Origin of the sequence: Bdellovibrio sp. HCB185ZH (assembly GCF_047302455.1) — a bacterium.
Classification (GTDB): Bacteria; Bdellovibrionota; Bdellovibrionia; order Bdellovibrionales; family Bdellovibrionaceae; genus Bdellovibrio.
In genome coordinates this window covers 2,425,380-2,441,022 of sequence record NZ_CP178624.1, presented here as the reverse complement: position 1 = coordinate 2,441,022, position 15,643 = coordinate 2,425,380, and the positions used below count along the sequence as shown (strand labels likewise).

15 protein-coding genes are annotated in these 15,643 nt (G+C 43.3%); 9 read left to right on the top strand and 6 right to left on the bottom strand.

Annotated features, from left to right (window positions below):
* Nucleotide 1: 1 nt before the first annotated feature.
* From mnmE to rpmH, 6 genes are read right to left on the bottom strand one after another with little or no spacing between them, the layout of a single operon-like run.
* Nucleotides 2–1,426 carry a tRNA uridine-5-carboxymethylaminomethyl(34) synthesis GTPase MnmE gene (gene mnmE / locus ACLSU7_RS11965; RefSeq protein WP_413292114.1) on the bottom strand — a complete coding sequence of 475 codons (1,425 nt, stop codon included), beginning with the start codon at nt 1,424–1,426 and terminating at the stop codon, nt 2–4.
* Between the two features lie 16 nt (nt 1,427–1,442).
* Nucleotides 1,443–2,006: a protein jag gene (locus ACLSU7_RS11960; protein WP_142702030.1), complete on the bottom strand. Its 564-nt coding sequence runs from the start codon at nt 2,004–2,006 to the stop codon at nt 1,443–1,445.
* 34 nt (nt 2,007–2,040) lie between these two features.
* Nucleotides 2,041–3,681, bottom strand: a complete 1,641-nt coding sequence (gene yidC, locus ACLSU7_RS11955) for a membrane protein insertase YidC (protein WP_413292113.1) — start codon at nt 3,679–3,681, stop codon at nt 2,041–2,043.
* Complete coding sequence (yidD, locus tag ACLSU7_RS11950) at nt 3,662–3,850, bottom strand: membrane protein insertion efficiency factor YidD (RefSeq protein WP_413295409.1); 189 nt, start codon at nt 3,848–3,850, stop codon at nt 3,662–3,664. Before yidD ends, yidC begins: the two co-directional genes overlap by 20 nt.
* A 52-nt stretch (nt 3,851–3,902) precedes the next feature.
* On the bottom strand, nt 3,903–4,262 hold the full coding sequence (gene rnpA, locus ACLSU7_RS11945) for a ribonuclease P protein component (RefSeq protein WP_181605680.1): 360 nt from the start codon (nt 4,260–4,262) through the stop codon (nt 3,903–3,905).
* Nucleotides 4,252–4,401 (bottom strand): 50S ribosomal protein L34, encoded by a 150-nt coding sequence (gene rpmH / locus ACLSU7_RS11940; protein WP_088616015.1) that lies wholly within the window; start codon nt 4,399–4,401, stop codon nt 4,252–4,254. The genes rnpA and rpmH overlap by 11 nt, the downstream gene beginning before the upstream one ends.
* Nucleotides 4,402–4,616: 215 nt before the next feature.
* On the opposite strand from rpmH, the gene dnaA reads away from it, so the two are divergent.
* The 9 genes from dnaA to atpB all read left to right on the top strand — a co-directional run bounded on the left by dnaA (nt 4,617) and on the right by atpB (nt 15,606).
* Complete coding sequence (gene dnaA / locus ACLSU7_RS11935; protein WP_413292112.1) at nt 4,617–6,035, top strand: chromosomal replication initiator protein DnaA; 1,419 nt, start codon at nt 4,617–4,619, stop codon at nt 6,033–6,035.
* 235 nt (nt 6,036–6,270) lie between these two features.
* Nucleotides 6,271–7,377, top strand: coding sequence for a DNA polymerase III subunit beta (gene dnaN, locus ACLSU7_RS11930; protein WP_413292111.1), 1,107 nt, complete (start codon nt 6,271–6,273; stop codon nt 7,375–7,377).
* The gene (gene recF / locus ACLSU7_RS11925) at nt 7,377–8,501 is read left to right on the top strand and encodes a DNA replication/repair protein RecF (RefSeq protein ID WP_413292110.1); all 1,125 of its coding nucleotides are present in this window, start codon (nt 7,377–7,379) and stop codon (nt 8,499–8,501) included. The genes dnaN and recF overlap by 1 nt, the downstream gene beginning before the upstream one ends.
* Nucleotides 8,502–8,589: 88 nt before the next feature.
* Nucleotides 8,590–11,019 carry a DNA topoisomerase (ATP-hydrolyzing) subunit B gene (gene gyrB, locus ACLSU7_RS11920; protein WP_413292109.1) on the top strand — a complete coding sequence of 810 codons (2,430 nt, stop codon included), beginning with the start codon at nt 8,590–8,592 and terminating at the stop codon, nt 11,017–11,019.
* A gap of 23 nt (nt 11,020–11,042) precedes the next feature.
* Nucleotides 11,043–13,532 (top strand): DNA gyrase subunit A, encoded by a 2,490-nt coding sequence (gene gyrA, locus ACLSU7_RS11915; protein WP_413292108.1) that lies wholly within the window; start codon nt 11,043–11,045, stop codon nt 13,530–13,532.
* A 1-nt stretch (nt 13,533) separates the two neighbouring features.
* The gene (locus tag ACLSU7_RS11910) at nt 13,534–14,331 is read left to right on the top strand and encodes a tetratricopeptide repeat protein (protein ID WP_413292107.1); all 798 of its coding nucleotides are present in this window, start codon (nt 13,534–13,536) and stop codon (nt 14,329–14,331) included.
* Nucleotides 14,331–14,555, top strand: a complete 225-nt coding sequence (locus tag ACLSU7_RS11905; protein WP_142698429.1) for an AtpZ/AtpI family protein — start codon at nt 14,331–14,333, stop codon at nt 14,553–14,555. The genes ACLSU7_RS11910 and ACLSU7_RS11905 overlap by 1 nt, the downstream gene beginning before the upstream one ends.
* On the top strand, nt 14,556–14,927 hold the full coding sequence (locus tag ACLSU7_RS11900) for a hypothetical protein (protein WP_413292106.1): 372 nt from the start codon (nt 14,556–14,558) through the stop codon (nt 14,925–14,927). It abuts the gene before it with no gap.
* Nucleotides 14,902–15,606, top strand: coding sequence for a F0F1 ATP synthase subunit A (gene atpB / locus ACLSU7_RS11895; RefSeq protein WP_142698431.1), 705 nt, complete (start codon nt 14,902–14,904; stop codon nt 15,604–15,606). The genes ACLSU7_RS11900 and atpB overlap by 26 nt, the downstream gene beginning before the upstream one ends.
* The last annotated feature ends 37 nt before the right edge of the window (nt 15,607–15,643 follow it).

Genomic DNA, 15,643 nt, shown 5'->3' with positions numbered 1-15,643 from the left:
GTTACTTCCCGATACAAAACTCTTTAAATACTCGGTCCATGATTTGATCATCGAACCGCTTACCTAAAGTTTCGTGAATCGCGATGAGAGATTCTTTAAGCTCTAAAGCTAAGAATTCAGAACCCATTCCCTGATCCACCAAGGTTTGTGACCTTTGAGTATTCTCTAAAGCACGAACCAGGTTTTCATAGTGACGGGCATTGGAAATAAGAACGGTATTTTCCACCTGCATATCCGCGAATTCCTGGACAAGCTCTTGAAGGACACTCGAACGCACCTTTTTATCAAGAGCACTGACAAAGAACACCCTTCTTGTGAAGAAAGCCTGGGGATCTGCGATTTTCTGGAAAAATTTACTGTTTTTAATGGCTTTTTCGACAGTTTCTAGGGGTTTAGACCCACCAATTCGGTCGATTTTATTAGCTAAAATGAAGGTTTTTTGAGGATCCAAGGACTCCAGAATTTGAGTCTCTTCTGCTCCCATCCCCTTCTCGATATCGAAAACAAAGAACACCACATCGGATTCATTCTGGGCTTCATAGCTTTTTTGAATACCAATGCGCTCAACCAGGTCGGTTGCTTCATCGCGAAGACCAGCTGTATCTACGAAAGTGAACTTTACACCTTCATAAAAGGTATCCCCATGAATCACATCACGCGTGGTTCCTGGGATATCCGTTACGATAGCGCGCTCGTCTTCTAAGAACAGATTTAGCAAACTGGATTTACCCACGTTCGGAAGACCCGTCAGAACAACTCGGAAACCGTCTTTCAAAAGGCGGCCGACTTTGAATGTTCCGACCAGATCCTTCAATGTCGCTTCGATTTTTTTCAAACGAACTTGAACCACTGAATAATCAACGACATCGATCCCTTCAGTCGAAAAATCAATGCTGGCTTCGGCGTGAGCCAAAATCCACGTCATGTCATCTTCAACTTCTTCAAGCTTGTTTGAAAGCTGACCTTTTAATTGGCGAAGAGCCAATTTTGCTGCCTGCTGAGATTGAGATTCGATTAAAGCAAGGACGGATTCCGCTTGAACCAGATCCAATTTTCCGTTCATGAATGCACGATAGGTGAACTCACCGCGATCAGCAGGACGAGCTCCCAATTGCACCAGGGAATTTAAAATATTTTGGCAAATTAAAGGACTTCCGTGACAGGAAATTTCGATCACCTCTTCACCTGTGAAAGAGCGACCATTTTGGAAGTAAGTTACCAGAACCTCGTCAATCTCATTACCGCCGTCTTTCAGATTTCCGAAATAGACTTTATGGGATTCAGGATGTGCGGGTAAGAATTTACAAAGTTTAGAAACGATCTCGAAAGTACGAGGGCCGCTCACTCGAATGACGGAGATACCGCCCACTCCGTGAGGAGTGGAGACCGCGCATATTGTATCCTTGTCACGATCTCCTCGAAGCATGCGACCCTACTTAATACTAATCGTGGTGAGCTTCTTCAGCGTTATTATTTTGCGCTGAATTGCCACCTTTAGCCGGATAGATTTTGATTTTTTTGTACAAGCCATCACCTAGTGAACGGCTTTTGATACGAGGATCTTTAGCCAAGTACTGGTGAACAACTTTGCGGTCTTTCGGTGGCAAAGCTCTGTAGTATACAGATTTACCTTGCTCGATGCAGATCGCTTTCAAGTTCTCTGCGCGCTCAATAAGAGCACTTTCAGTTTCATCACGGTATCCACCGCAATCAACTGTGATGTTTGTTTTGTCTTCAGGGAAGTTGTGTTGAACAACGCGTTTCAAGAACAATTGGAATGCATCCAACATCTGTCCTTTTTTATCTTTCAACAACTCTTCGTCCCCACCGGAGAATTGCACTGAAAGAACGGCTCCGCCGTCTTCTTCTTTTGAAGAATTGATTTCAAAAGAAAGATCGAACTGAGCTTTTTCGATGATACCCTCTAGAGTCGCTTGAACCAAAGATTCAACTTCGCTGTTAGCGCTCTTGCTTTTTCCCCCGAAAAGCTTACTAAAAAAACCCATTTTACCTCCCAGGTAAAAATAAAAATCTAAGTAACTATTTCGCCTTAACCGCTTTAACTGCTGGTTTGGCAGTTGGATCTCTCATAATCAAATACTGTTGGATGATACCGAACAATGTGCTGACAACCATATAAAGAGTCAGACCTGCAGGTAGCTGCAACATGAAGATCGAGAAAACCAATGGCATGAACTGCATAATTTTAGCTTGTGTAGGATCCATTGTTGATGGAGTGATCTTTTGCTGGATGTACATGAATACAGCCATAGATACCGGCAACACATAGAACTTATCGTGCGCAGACAAATCCGTGATCCAAAGGATGAACGGAGAATTGTAAAGCTCGATCGAAGAACCAATCACACGGTAAAGAGCAAAGAAGATCGGGATCTGAAGAAGCATCGGCAAGCAACCAGACATTGGGTTTGCACCATGCTGTTTCATAACCGCCATCATCTCAGTGTTCAATCTCATTGCATCGTCTTTATATTTTTCACGAAGACCTGCAATAATAGGTTGAACCTTTTGCATCGCCTTCATGGATTTAGCAGACATAATGTTGAATGGAAGAACCACGAAACGCACAGCCAATGTCAATAGAATGATCGCCACACCCCAGTTGCCAACCAGTGAGTGGAACGCCTTCATCACATACAACAAAGGACGAGCGATAAAGCCAAAGAAACCAAAGTCGATGATGTGAGCCATTTCTGGATCAACAGCTTTCAACATGTCGATAGATTTAGGACCTGCATAGAACAAAGATTCAAACTTCATTTGTTCTTTCAGTTGAACTGGTTTGTAAACCATCTCAGCTTGGGCCGTTTTCTTTTCGATATTCGCAGTTAATTTAACTTCAGGAATGATGTCAGACTTGTCCATCGCCGCCGCTGCAAAATATTGCGAGCTTACAGAGATCAACTGAGTGTTCGGCATATCCTTCGTTACGTTTTCTTTGGAATTGCTGAAGTTGACTGTCTCGTGCTTGTCGTCACTGTGACTAACAAAGAAATCCTGATGATCATAAGAAGGCATAAAGAAAGAGTGTGAACCCTTGTCGTGGATGCTTTCAGGAATCAGGATTGAAAAACCCTTTTTGATTTCTTCAGTCGGTTGAGAGATGGAAATCGTGTTTGTGAATGATGATTTCGCAGCATCGAAATTCAACTCACGAGTCACTGTCATGCCACCAACCTGAGCCACACCAACATAGGATCCTGGTGCTTTTTCAGTCAGATTGAATACCAATGATTTATCCGCACCTGTCAAACGCATAGAATACAAACCGTCATTTTCAGCGCCACCAAGTTTGATCTTGCCACCGGATTTGTCTTCGTAATTATTCACAGTGTAGTTTTTAAGACCCATACCGTGATTTGAAATTTGGAAGGAAACTTTATCGTTAGAGAATGAGAAAGACTGTTCTTGAACCGGAGCAACTGTTTCAGATTTTGATTCAATTGTGCTGCCTGAAGAAGGAGAAGCGGCAGTCGTTGTTGCACCAGGAGTTGCTGCTGTTTCAGCAGTCTGAGTTTGTGCTGGTTTTGGTTTATTATAGTCAGGATATTTTTTGCCAAGATACGTCTGCCATCCGAAATAAATCAGAGCGACGGCACCCACAGCGATCAACGTTTTAGGGTCGAAAAAGCCTGGGTTATTATTTTGTTGCTGAGCCATGGAGAATTCCCCCTGAATCTGGGACCGGATCATATCCGCAAGGACCACCCGGTCGACATTTACAAATTCGTTTTGTGATTAACCAAACTGCTGTATGCGATTTGTGTTTTTGGATAGCTTCAAGAGCGTAGGCTGAACAACTGGGTTCGAAGCGACAGGAACCACCCAAATGAGTTGTTCCAATTGATCTGTAGGAAGCAACGAAAAACCAAAGCAGTGCTTTAAAGGTTTTTTCGAAGAGACCCAATCCCGCGATCCATAGCTTTGACAAATTCCTCGTGTGGGAGGCCTTTATAAAAGTTGGTGTCCATGGGTTTGAAGATAATGTTGATGTCGGCTTCAATGGAGTTATCCGTTTTAAGCAACGCTCGAAAGTATTCTCGGCTCCAACGCTTAAGCTTGTTTCGCACGACTGCAGGGCCGACTTTTCGACTTGCGGTTACGCCAAAACGCAACTGACCAACGGAGTTCTTCTGATAATTCAGAAGCAACCACTTCGTAGGCCAGTTTCTTTTGCCAGATTGTTTGAGAGAGAGAAACTCAGAGCTGCGCTTAATTCCTAGCGGAGAACTATTTTCCACCTGTAGAAACCGTCAAACGTTTTCTACCTTTAGCGCGGCGGCGATTAAGAACATCTTGACCAGCTTTAGTAGCCATTCTTGCGCGGAAACCGTGAGATGTTTTACGACGTTTGTTTGATGGTTGGTATGTACGTTTCATGTGTTCTCCTGAACTACTCTCTACCGAGAAATTTACGACGCTAAAAGACGTCAAATACGCCAATTTTATGATCGGCGGCTACATATACGATTCCACAAAGCTGTAATCAACTAGATACGTGGGGCACTAATTAATCACATTGCGTAATCAAGGTCAACTGTTGAAAACTTCAGCTCCCCTTGTTAAGGCTACTCTGCATTTCGAGGGGATGGTCTATGGAGTTAAACGCTTCTTTCTGGACATTGATTAAGACAAAAATGAAAAGTCGTAATGATAACAATAAGTTATTAGATACGTGGCTAGACCCTATTGAATATATCAGTACTGGGGGCTCCTTTGAGCGTCCCAAATTGATACTCGGAGTACCCAACGCTCTCCACCAGTATTTTGTGATCGAGAACCTTCAGGATAAGATTTATACTGAAATTTCAGACACTTACCAAAGACCCTTCGAAGTTGAGTTTAATGTTACGGGCACCAAAGTTAATACCCACATCGAAACTGTGACCACGGTGGAGGAAACTCCTTCTCACCAAGGTTCTGAAGTTCTTCAAGCTCAACTTTCGCGTGCTCAGGCTATTCAGACTACTCAACCTAGGTCCAGCGACACTTTAAATGTGGATCTGACCTTTTCGACATTCGTCGTAGGTAAGAATTCTGAATTCGCCCACGCCGCTTGTTTCAACGTGGCCAGAAATCCTGGAGCGGACGATTACAACCCCCTCTATATATATGGACCGGTTGGGATGGGTAAAACCCATCTTTTGCACGCGGCGGGTAATCACATTCGCGAGCAATTTCCGCAACTTAGAATTACTTATTTATCAGCTGAACGCTTTATGAATGAATGTATCTCGGCGATTCGTCGTCACGAGATGGATAAGTTCCGCCAAAAATACCGTGAAAACTCCGACATCCTATTAGTGGATGATGTGCAGTTCATTGCGCGTGGTGAAGCTGTTCAAGAAGAGTTCTTCCACACGGTGAATAGCTTCATCGATACTCGTAAGCAGGTTATCCTGGCGAGTGATCGTATGCCGAAGGATATCCACGGACTTGAAGATCGCAGTCGTACCCGTCTTGAACGTGGTTTGATCGCCGACATCACAATGCCGGATTTGGAAACGCGTATCGCGATCCTTAGATATAAAGCAGAAAAGTTTAATATGCGCTTGCCTGAAGATGTTGTTCATCACATTGCACGCATCTCTAAACGTTCTATCAGAGAGCTGGAAGGCAATCTTAAGAAAGTTAAGATGTTCTCTGAGCTTCAAGGTCTGCCGATTGATGGTGAGCTTGTGAAGCGCATTCTTTCCCACCATGAAACTCAATCTACTATCTCTGTTGAAGAGATTATGAAGATGACTGCGGATCACTTTAAAGTACGTGTTTTGGATCTAAAATCCTCTACGCGCGCCAAGCCAATTGTCGTTCCACGTCAAATCTCGATGTATTTGATTAAGAAGTTTTTGGACAAATCACTCGTGGATATCGGCAAAGCTTTTGGCGGAAAAGATCACACGACGGTGATGAACGCGCTGGATCGAGTGAAATCTCTACAGGCAACGGATCAAGATATCGCAAAAGATATCGAGGATTTAGAGCAGAGAATCCACAATATCACAGGTGTGTGAATGTGGACTGTGGATAGAGTTGTGGAAGGATCTGGGGGAAGAAATGTGGATCTGAGTTACCCCCAAAATTCGCAACTTTCAGCCAAACTTGTACAGAGGCTTTATCCACAATTGTTTTTTAGTGTTTACACGCACTTACAGGATTTGTTAGGTTTTCCACGCCCCTACTACTACTACTAGTTATTTATATTAATAGTAATAGATAATAAGAAGGGTGTTTTAAGAGGAATTAGTTATGAAGATCGAAATTGATAAAAGAGATCTATTAAGCCTTATCGGTAAAACTCAAAACATCGTTGAGAAGCGCAATACAATGCCCATTCTCATCAATGTACTTCTTGAAGCAGATCAAAATTTACTGAAAGTATTCGCAACAGATTTGGAAGTAAGCCTGACAGACCAAATCAAAGCGCAAGTACATCAACCAGGTAAAGTGGCCGTATCAGCAAAAAGTCTTTTCGAAATTGCAAAAGAACTTTCTGAAGGTCCAATCACTTTAATCAAAAAAGAAAATAACTGGTTGGAAATCAAACAAGGGAAATACACATCCAAGATTGTGGGTATCTCTGCTGAAGAATATCCGATCTTCCCTACTTACAACTCTCAAGCCTTCATTAAAATCGCTGCACAAGTTTTGAAAGAGATGATTGATAAAACAATTTACTCTGTATCGAATGATGAAACTCGTTACCACTTGAATGGCGTTTTCTTTGAGTTGAATCCACAAGCTGGATTCAAAATGGTTGCAACAGACGGTCACCGTATGAGTTTGGTTTCGAAAGAATCCACAGACGTAAAAGTTTCTGCCACTCAAGGTGTGATCATTCCTCGTAAAGGTCTTCATGAAATCAAAAAGATTTTAGAAGGCATTGATGGGTCTGTGGAAATAGCTGTGGAAGGCTCCCAATTCGTATTGAAACATTCATCAACAATCCTGATGATTCGTTTGATCGAAGGAAAGTACCCGAATTATCAACAGTTTATTCCACAGAAGCTGACGCAAAAAGTGATGATCAACAAGGAAGCTTTCCTGACTTCACTAAAACGCGTTTCTCTTTTGGCGAATCAAAAATCCAAAGCCGTGTTGCTGAATCTTTCAAACGGTCGTATGGAAATTTCTTCGAACAATCCAGAGTTGGGTGACGCAAAAGAGGAAATCGAAGTTGAATACGCTGGTGGCGATATCAAAATCGGTTTCAATGCAAAATACATCACTGACATTTTGACGAGCATGAACCACGACAAGATCGATTTCGAATTGAACGATCACTTGTCGCCGGGTTTGATGAGACCTCATAACGACGCTTCTTACACTTGCGTTGTTATGCCTATGAGAATCTAATGATCTTTGAACGACTACGTCTTGTTAATTTTCGTAACTACCGAGACGTGGTGTTAAAGTTTTCCCCTCGCGTGAATGTCTTCGTCGGAGACAACGGTCAGGGGAAAACAAATCTCCTTGAAGCGATGTACATGATCTCTCAAGGTGATTCCTTCCGCTACTCTGACAACTCCACAATGATCAATTCGAATAATCAGGAAGCGCTTATCCAAGCATTGATTACTCAGAACGATCTTCACTACAAACTTAAACTTGGATTATCAAAAAGTCGCAAAGTACTTACGTTGAATGAAAAACGTGTGACGTCAGCTGATGTTCGAAAAATATTTGCTAGTGTTGTGTTTAGTCCCGAAAGTTTAGCAGCGATCAAAGAAGGTGCTGATCACCGTCGCGAACTGGTTGATGATTTACTCGTTACCTTTGATCGCAAGAACACAGATTTGATCGCCGATTACCGTAAAGCTTTGAAAACTCGCAACAAGATGCTTAAGAACTTTGTGGAGGGTGAGGCTGACCGTGGGCTTACCCAGAACCTTTTAGAGTCTCTACACCCGCAATTTGTGCGTTTGGCGACCGATTTGACCCATGCCCGCATCACTGCACTGGCTGGTCTTTCCAAAGATTTTAATAATGCCATGCAATACATTTCCGGCACATCTACTGTGGATATCTCAGTGGAATACCTGATTTCAGATGAAAATGCTGTGAGTTTCACTCGTGAACAAGTCCAAATGTCCCTCGAAAAACGTCTCGGAGAATTGCATGATGCGGAGCTCTCATCTGGAACCAGTTTGGTAGGGCCACACAAGCACGATATCGTGTTCCTATATGGTGGAAAAGACTCAAGATTTTTTTGTAGCCAAGGGCAGCAAAGAGCCATCATTCTTTCTTTCAAAATGGCCCAAATTGTGTATCATAGGAAGGCTCACGGGACCTATCCTGTGCTGATGTTAGACGATGTCTTATCTGAGCTCGATAAAACCAAAAGAGATGCGCTGATTACGTTCTTACACGAGATCAACACACAAATTTTTGTTACGACGACAGACTTCACATTGCCTGACTCTTTCAGCCTCGATCAGCTTTCCGTTGTGCGCATCAAGGATGGCCAAATCCTTGAGTAGATCATCACGAAGTTTTTAACTCGTGATGAATTATGAACGCGATCTACTCGACAGCGTCGAGGGATATGCAAAGCAATGAGGGGTTACAGTGTCTACAGAAGAACAACAGCAACCAGCTTCCTATTCAGCTGATTCAATTCAGGTTCTTGAAGGTCTCGAAGCAGTTCGTAAACGTCCCGGAATGTATATCGGTGATACAGCTTTCAAAGGTTACCACCATCTTGTGTATGAGATTGTGGATAACTCGGTAGACGAACATCTTGCGGGATATTGCAAAACAATCAAAGTATCAATCAATGCGGATGAATCCATCACTGTTGAAGATGATGGCCGTGGTATTCCAGTAGCAACTCAAAAGCAAACTGGTAAATCCGCTCTAGAACTTGTTATGACAGTTCTTCACGCCGGTGGTAAATTCGACGGCGGCGGTTATAAAGTTTCCGGTGGTCTCCATGGTGTGGGTGCTTCCGTTGTGAATGCCCTTTCCACTCGTGTGAATGTTGAAGTTCAACGTGATGGTCATTTCTGGAGACAAAATTATGAGCGCGGTAAAATCCTTGCGCCAGTGGAACAAGGCGAACCCACAAATAAAACTGGTACGAAAGTAACTTTCAAACCTGACCGTGATATTTTCAAAGACGAAACTCTTTCTTACGACTTCAATACGCTTGCAAATCGTTTCCGTGAACTTGCATTTTTGAATGCCGGTCTTCATATTTCTTTGACGGACGAGCGCACCGGTAAAAAGCAAGACTTCCAGTACGCTGAAGGTGTTGCTGAGTTCGTGAAGTACATGAATCAATCTAAAAAAGCTCTTCACGGTGAAGTGGTTTACTTCAAAGGTGAAAAAGACAATGTCGATGTTGAAATCGCAATGCAATGGAATGATTCATACTCTGAATCTATCTTCACGTATTGCAACAACATCAACACGCATGAAGGTGGTACTCACCTTGTCGGTTTCCGTGCGGCACTGACTCGTACGACAAATGCGTATGCGACTGAAAAAAATCTTTTAAAAGATCTTAAGACAAATCTTGAAGGTGAAGATATCCGTGAAGGTTTGGCAGCAGTTATTTCCGTAAAAGTTCGCGAACCTCAATTCGAAGGACAGACAAAAACTAAACTTGGTAATGCCGAAGTAAAAGGTATCGTCGAGTCTTTGGTGAATGAAAAACTTGCTGACTGGATGGACCGTAATCCATCTGTATCAAAAAACATCATCGGTAAGTGTGTGGAATCAGCACGTGCTCGTGAGGCAGCTCGTAAAGCTCGTGATTTGACTCGTCGTAAAACAGCGCTCGATGGTGGTTCATTGCCAGGTAAAATGGCAGACTGTCAGGAACGTGATCCGGCTCTTTGCGAACTATACCTGGTGGAAGGGGACTCCGCGGGAGGTTCCGCGAAACAAGGTCGCGATCGTCGTACGCAAGCGATTTTGCCGTTGAAAGGTAAAATCCTAAACGTAGAAAAAGCGCGCTTTGATAAAATTATTTCTTCTGAAGAGATCAAAGTTATTATCTCGGCTCTGGGAACTGGTATCGGTAAAGACAATGTGAATGTGGATAAAATCCGTTATCATAAAATCATCATCATGACCGATGCCGATGTCGACGGATCTCACATCATGACGCTGCTTTTGACGTTCTTCTATCGTCAAATGCCGTTGGTTCTTGAGCGTGGTTATGTGTATATCGCACAGCCACCTTTGTACCGTGCGAAAAAAGGTAAAGAAGAAACTTATTTGAAAAATGAAGCTGCATTGACTGAGTATCTTTTGAGCTCAGGTCTTAACAACTTCAAAATCAAAGGCAAAGAAAGCTTGCCTGAATCTGATCTTCGCCAATTGATCCTAAACATCCAAAAATTAAACAGCTTGATCCGTGTTTCTTCCAAGAAATACGACAAAGACGTTTTGTATTTCATGCTAAGCAAAGTTGCTGATCTTGAAAAAACATTGGGTGATGAAGGCAAGTTGAAATCAGTTCTTGCAGATATGACTGCTTGGGTGAATGCGGATCCAAAACTTGGAATCACAGAATTCAAAGCTGAAGTAAAACAAGATGAAGCCACTGGAAAACCATACGCAGACATCTACACGGTTCGCTATGCTGATCGCATGACAACGAAGTTCAGCCTGGACAGCTTGCGCTCTTCAGAAATGATCGAGCTTCGTAAAATCTGGGGTCAAATCCAAGGTATTAGCACATTGCCATTAACGATCATCGAGGGCGAAAACGAAGTTCAATTCGAGAACTACAACGACTTCTATGAACACGTTATGGAATCTACGAAAAAAGGAATCTACATCCAACGTTACAAAGGATTGGGAGAGATGAATCCGGAGCAGTTGTGGGAAACTACACTGAACAAGGAAAACAGAACTCTTCTAAGAGTTTCTATCGAAGACGCTGTTGCGGCCGATGAAACATTCTCGATCCTGATGGGTGAGATGGTTGAGCCTCGTCGTAATTTTATCCACGAAAATGCTCTACTAGCTCGTAGTCTTGACGTTTAATTTTTAAGTATTGGTGATTGAATATGGAAAATAGTAATCAAGAAAAAGGCGTCACGGTTGTAGATATCAGCAAGGAAATGCGTGGAGCATACCTTCAATACTCGATGTCAGTCATCGTTGGCCGTGCACTTCCAGACGTACGTGATGGTTTGAAACCTGTACATCGTCGCGTTCTTTTCGCGCAAAGTGAAATGAACAACCGTCACAACAGACCGTATTTGAAATCTGCCCGTGTGGTGGGTGACGTAATCGGTAAATACCATCCGCATGGTGACTCGGCTGTTTACGAAACAATGGTTCGTATGGCCCAGGACTTCTCTCTGCGCTACCCGCTTGAAGATGGTCAAGGTAACTTCGGTTCCATCGACGGCGACAGCGCGGCAGCCATGCGTTATACGGAAATTCGTATGACTCCGATGGCAGAAGAACTACTGAATGATCTTGAAAAAGAAACAGTAGCCTTCGGTCCGAACTACGATGACTCTTTACAAATTCCTTTAGTACTTCCTGCAAAATTCCCAAATCTTTTGGTGAACGGTTCTTCAGGGATCGCGGTTGGTATGGCGACAAATATTCCGCCACACAACTTGGGTGAAGTGATTGATGGTACAATCCATTTGATCAACAACCCGACTTGCCAACTTGAAGACTTAATGGTGCACATCAAGGGACCAGACTTCCCTTCTGCAGGTGTGATCGCGGGTCGTGAAGGTATCTTGCAAGCCTACAAAAAAGGCCGCGGTATTATCTCACTTAAAGCGGTTGCTGAAATCGTTCCTAACAAAGACCGTGAAGATATCATCATCACCGAGATCCCCTACCAGGTTAATAAAGCGAAGCTTATCGAAAGCATCGCGGACCTAGTTCGTGACAAAGCTATCGAAGGTATCTCTGATATCCGCGACGAATCTTCTCGTGAAGGTATGCGTATCGTAATCAATCTAAAACGTGGCGAAAACGCTTCCGTTATTTTGAATCGCTTGTACAAATTCACTCAAATGCAAGTTTCAGTTGGTATCATCATGCTTGCGCTGGATGCGAAAAACCAACCTGTTACTTTTGATTTGAAAGGCATGCTTGAGGCCTTCGTTGATCACCGTCGTGACGTTGTTACGAAACGTTGTATCTTCGAACTTAAAAAAGCCCAAGAGCGTGCGCACATCTTGGAAGGTTTGAAAAAAGCCCTAGATCATATCGAAGAAGTTATCAAGACGATCCGTGCTTCCAAGGAAGCACATGCGGCCCGTGAAGCCTTGATGTCTAAATTCGAATTCTCTGAACGCCAAGCAGTTGCGATCCTGGAAATGCGTTTGCAACGTTTGACTGGTTTAGAGCGCGATAAAATCATTGAAGAACTTGCTGAGTTACAAAAGCAAATCGACTGGTTGAAATTCGTTTTGGCTGACGTTCGTGAAATCTACAAAATCATCGTTGGTGAGCTTGAAGATATGAAAAAACGTTACGCTGACCCTCGCCGCACTCAACTGCAAGGCAGCCTGGACGATATCGAAGACGAAGATTTGATTGCTGACGAAGACATGGTTGTGACTGTTACAAACACAGGTCTTATCAAGCGTATGCCGACAGCTGAATACCGCGTTCAAAAACGTGGTGGTAAAGGCTTGAAAGGCATGGAAACAAAAGAAGAAGACTACGTAACAGACTTGTTCTCTGCTTCCACAAAAACGATGCTATTGGTGTTTACTGATAAAGGTAAAGTGTACTGGGTGAAAGTTCATAAACTTCCACTTGGCAGCCGTACTTCTAAAGGTAAATCGTTGGCAAACGTGGTTCAACTTGCTTCCGGCGAAAGCGTTCGCGCGATCTTGCCAGTAAATGAATTTGACGAAAATAAATTTGCAGTGATGCTCACTGAAAAAGGTGTGATCAAGAAAACATCTATGGATTCATTCGCGAACCCAAGAACTGCGGGTGTTATCGCCCTGACGACAGATCTTGACGATGCAATCATCGATGTAAAAATCTCTGACGGCCAATCCGATATCTTCATCGCAACTAAAGAGGGTATGTCTATCCGCTTTAATGAAAACGATGTGCGCGGCATGGGTCGTACAGCTCGCGGTGTGAAAGCAATCACTCTGGCGAAGGAAGACGTTGTGGTAGCGATGGAAGTTCTTGAAAAGAACACTCCAGACACTATCTTGATGGTAACTTCTAAAGGTTACGGTAAACGTTCAGAAGTGGGCGAATACCGCGTTCAATCTCGTGGTGGTGTGGGTATCATTACTCAGAAAACGACGGACAAAGTTGGTAACGTTGTCGGTACTAAAAAAGTTTCTGAAAAACACGAATTGATCCTTTCCACAGATAAAGGACAAGTGATCCGCATGAAGATGACGGACATCTCTGTACTTGGCCGTAACACTCAAGGTGTTCGTTTGATTAACATCGACGAAAAAGAGGAAACAGTAACTGGCTTGGCAGTGGTTGAAGACGATCACTCTGAAGACACAGCGACTGCTCCTGCAGCACCTGAAGGCGTAACTCACTAGTATGATCAGAGGAGTACTGGCTGTAATATTCCTACTCCTCACCGCCTGCTCCACTCAGGAGCAGGGTGATTTTAAGACCGCAGAAAAAAATGTGTCCCAGGGTAACTACAAGGTCGCCCTGGAATACTTTGACCGAGTCATTCTTCGTAATAATAAATCTGAATACCCTATGGACGCTGCTCGCGAAGCTGCCCGTGTCGCTTTCTTTGAATTAAAAGATTACGAGCGCACGATTGGGTATCACCGATTTATCGTTTTGCATTCAAGCGACGAAAAAGAGCGTCTGTCTTCGCAAAAGCAGATAGCGGAAATTTATTTTAATAATCTTCAGAACTACCAGGCTTCGATTGTTGAATTTAGTAAGCTTCAACAAATGCCTCACACCGATCTTGAGGCTTCTCAATATCAAATGAGTGTGGCGCGTGCCCATTACTACATGAATAATTTTTTTCAGGCAGAGTCCGAGATCGATTCCCTGTTGCGCTTGAAATCAGATGACAACATTCGCTTTCAGGCTTTGATGCTGAAAGGAAATATTCTGGTCGCCAAAAAGGAATTCAATAAGGCGATCGATATTTTTAAAGGCATTATTGAAAAGTACCCGCAACGTGCAGTTCAAGAAAACGTCGGATTGACCCTGGCTGTTTGTTACGAAGAAAATGACAACTTCAGAGAAGCGATCAAAGTTCTGGAAGGTTACCGTGGCAAATACAACCCACCTGAATACATCGAACTTCGCATCAAGCGTCTGCAAGAGCGTATGAAAAATGCTCCGGGAGCGAAAGGCTTTAGGAAGTAATGAAAAAGTATATAATTTTTGCATCCATCGGCTTCGAACTTGTCGGCTTGATCATCGGGTGTTTTTACTTGGGCGAACTTCTGGATAGTAAGTATCAAACCAAAGGCATGGCTTTTGTTGGTTTGAGTTTGGCGGCCCTGGTGGGCTGGCTCGTCCGTGTGATTTGGCTTTTAAAGCGCATGGATGCCCAAGAAGAAAAAGAAAACGCGAATAAGAAACCATAAATGAAAAGAGTTTTAATTTCTCAGGCCCTCATTGCAGCCCTTGGCTACGTCGCCTTGCTGTTTTTTGCTGCGCCTAATCATGCAAACTCTTACCTCTGGGGCTCCTTAACCATCCTTTTAAGCTTTTCCATGATGGGCTTGGGGTACGGGCTTATCTTCCGAAAGAAATTGGTTGCCCTAGGCATCTCCCTCATTGTATTTAAGTACGCGATTTTAGGCATTATTATCTTCACTCTGGTTAAACTCGATTGGTTTTCATCAATCTGGTTTGCGATGGGTGTTGCTAGCTTTATTTTATCCGCAATTTACTATGCGATCAGTGAAGCTTTGAGAGAGGAAAGAGAAAATGGCGGCAGAACACCACCCGTTTAACTGGACACAGCTTATCCCTGCAGTTGGCGTTGAGTATTATCACATTGCAACTCTTGCGATCGCAACTGTTGCAACAATCGGTATCGGTTTGATGGCTCGTGCATCTTTGGGTAAAGGTGAAGTTGCAGTTCTTCCAGCTGACAAATTCTCTCTTCGTGGAATCATGGAGATGCTGACTGAGATGATGTCGGGTCTTTCTGAAATGGTTATCGGCGAGCACGGTAAACACTACGTTCCTTTCTTTACTTCTGTATTCTTCTTCGTCGTTTTCAACAACTTGATCGGTATGATTCCGGGCATGACTCCGGCGACTGAAAACATCAACACGACATTTGGTTTCGGTATCTTGATGTTCTTGTTCTATAACTTCCAAGGTGTAAAAGAAAACGGTCCTATCGCTTACCTTAAACACTTCATGGGCCCAGTTATCTTCTTGGCTCCGTTGATGTTCGTAATCGAAATCGTTTCCCACTTGGTTCGTCCATTCTCATTAGGTCTTCGTCTTGCGAACGTAATGATGGGTGACCATACGGTACTATCTGTATTCTTGGATCTAGTACCAATCGGCGTACCAATTCCATTCTATATGATGGGATTGTTCGTATGCTTTGTTCAGGCTTTTGTATTTACTTTGCTTTCAATGGTTTATGTAGCATTCGCGATTGCACACGACCACTAAGAGGCAAATATTTAACCGTTCTCTAAAGGAGACACAC

Coding starts and splice junctions, on each gene's coding strand:
- gyrA (WP_413292108.1), top strand. CDS start 11,043: ATGGAAAATAGTAATCAAGAAAAAGGCGTCACGGTTGTAGATATCAGC.
- atpB (WP_142698431.1), top strand. CDS start 14,902: ATGGCGGCAGAACACCACCCGTTTAACTGGACACAGCTTATCCCTGCA.
- yidC (WP_413292113.1), bottom strand. CDS start 3,681: ATGGCTCAGCAACAAAATAATAACCCAGGCTTTTTCGACCCTAAAACG.
- rpmH (WP_088616015.1), bottom strand. CDS start 4,401: ATGAAACGTACATACCAACCATCAAACAAACGTCGTAAAACATCTCAC.
- mnmE (WP_413292114.1), bottom strand. CDS start 1,426: ATGCTTCGAGGAGATCGTGACAAGGATACAATATGCGCGGTCTCCACT.
- ACLSU7_RS11905 (WP_142698429.1), top strand. CDS start 14,331: ATGAAAAAGTATATAATTTTTGCATCCATCGGCTTCGAACTTGTCGGC.
- ACLSU7_RS11900 (WP_413292106.1), top strand. CDS start 14,556: ATGAAAAGAGTTTTAATTTCTCAGGCCCTCATTGCAGCCCTTGGCTAC.
- dnaN (WP_413292111.1), top strand. CDS start 6,271: ATGAAGATCGAAATTGATAAAAGAGATCTATTAAGCCTTATCGGTAAA.
- ACLSU7_RS11960 (WP_142702030.1), bottom strand. CDS start 2,006: ATGGGTTTTTTTAGTAAGCTTTTCGGGGGAAAAAGCAAGAGCGCTAAC.
- dnaA (WP_413292112.1), top strand. CDS start 4,617: ATGGAGTTAAACGCTTCTTTCTGGACATTGATTAAGACAAAAATGAAA.
- recF (WP_413292110.1), top strand. CDS start 7,377: ATGATCTTTGAACGACTACGTCTTGTTAATTTTCGTAACTACCGAGAC.
- ACLSU7_RS11910 (WP_413292107.1), top strand. CDS start 13,534: ATGATCAGAGGAGTACTGGCTGTAATATTCCTACTCCTCACCGCCTGC.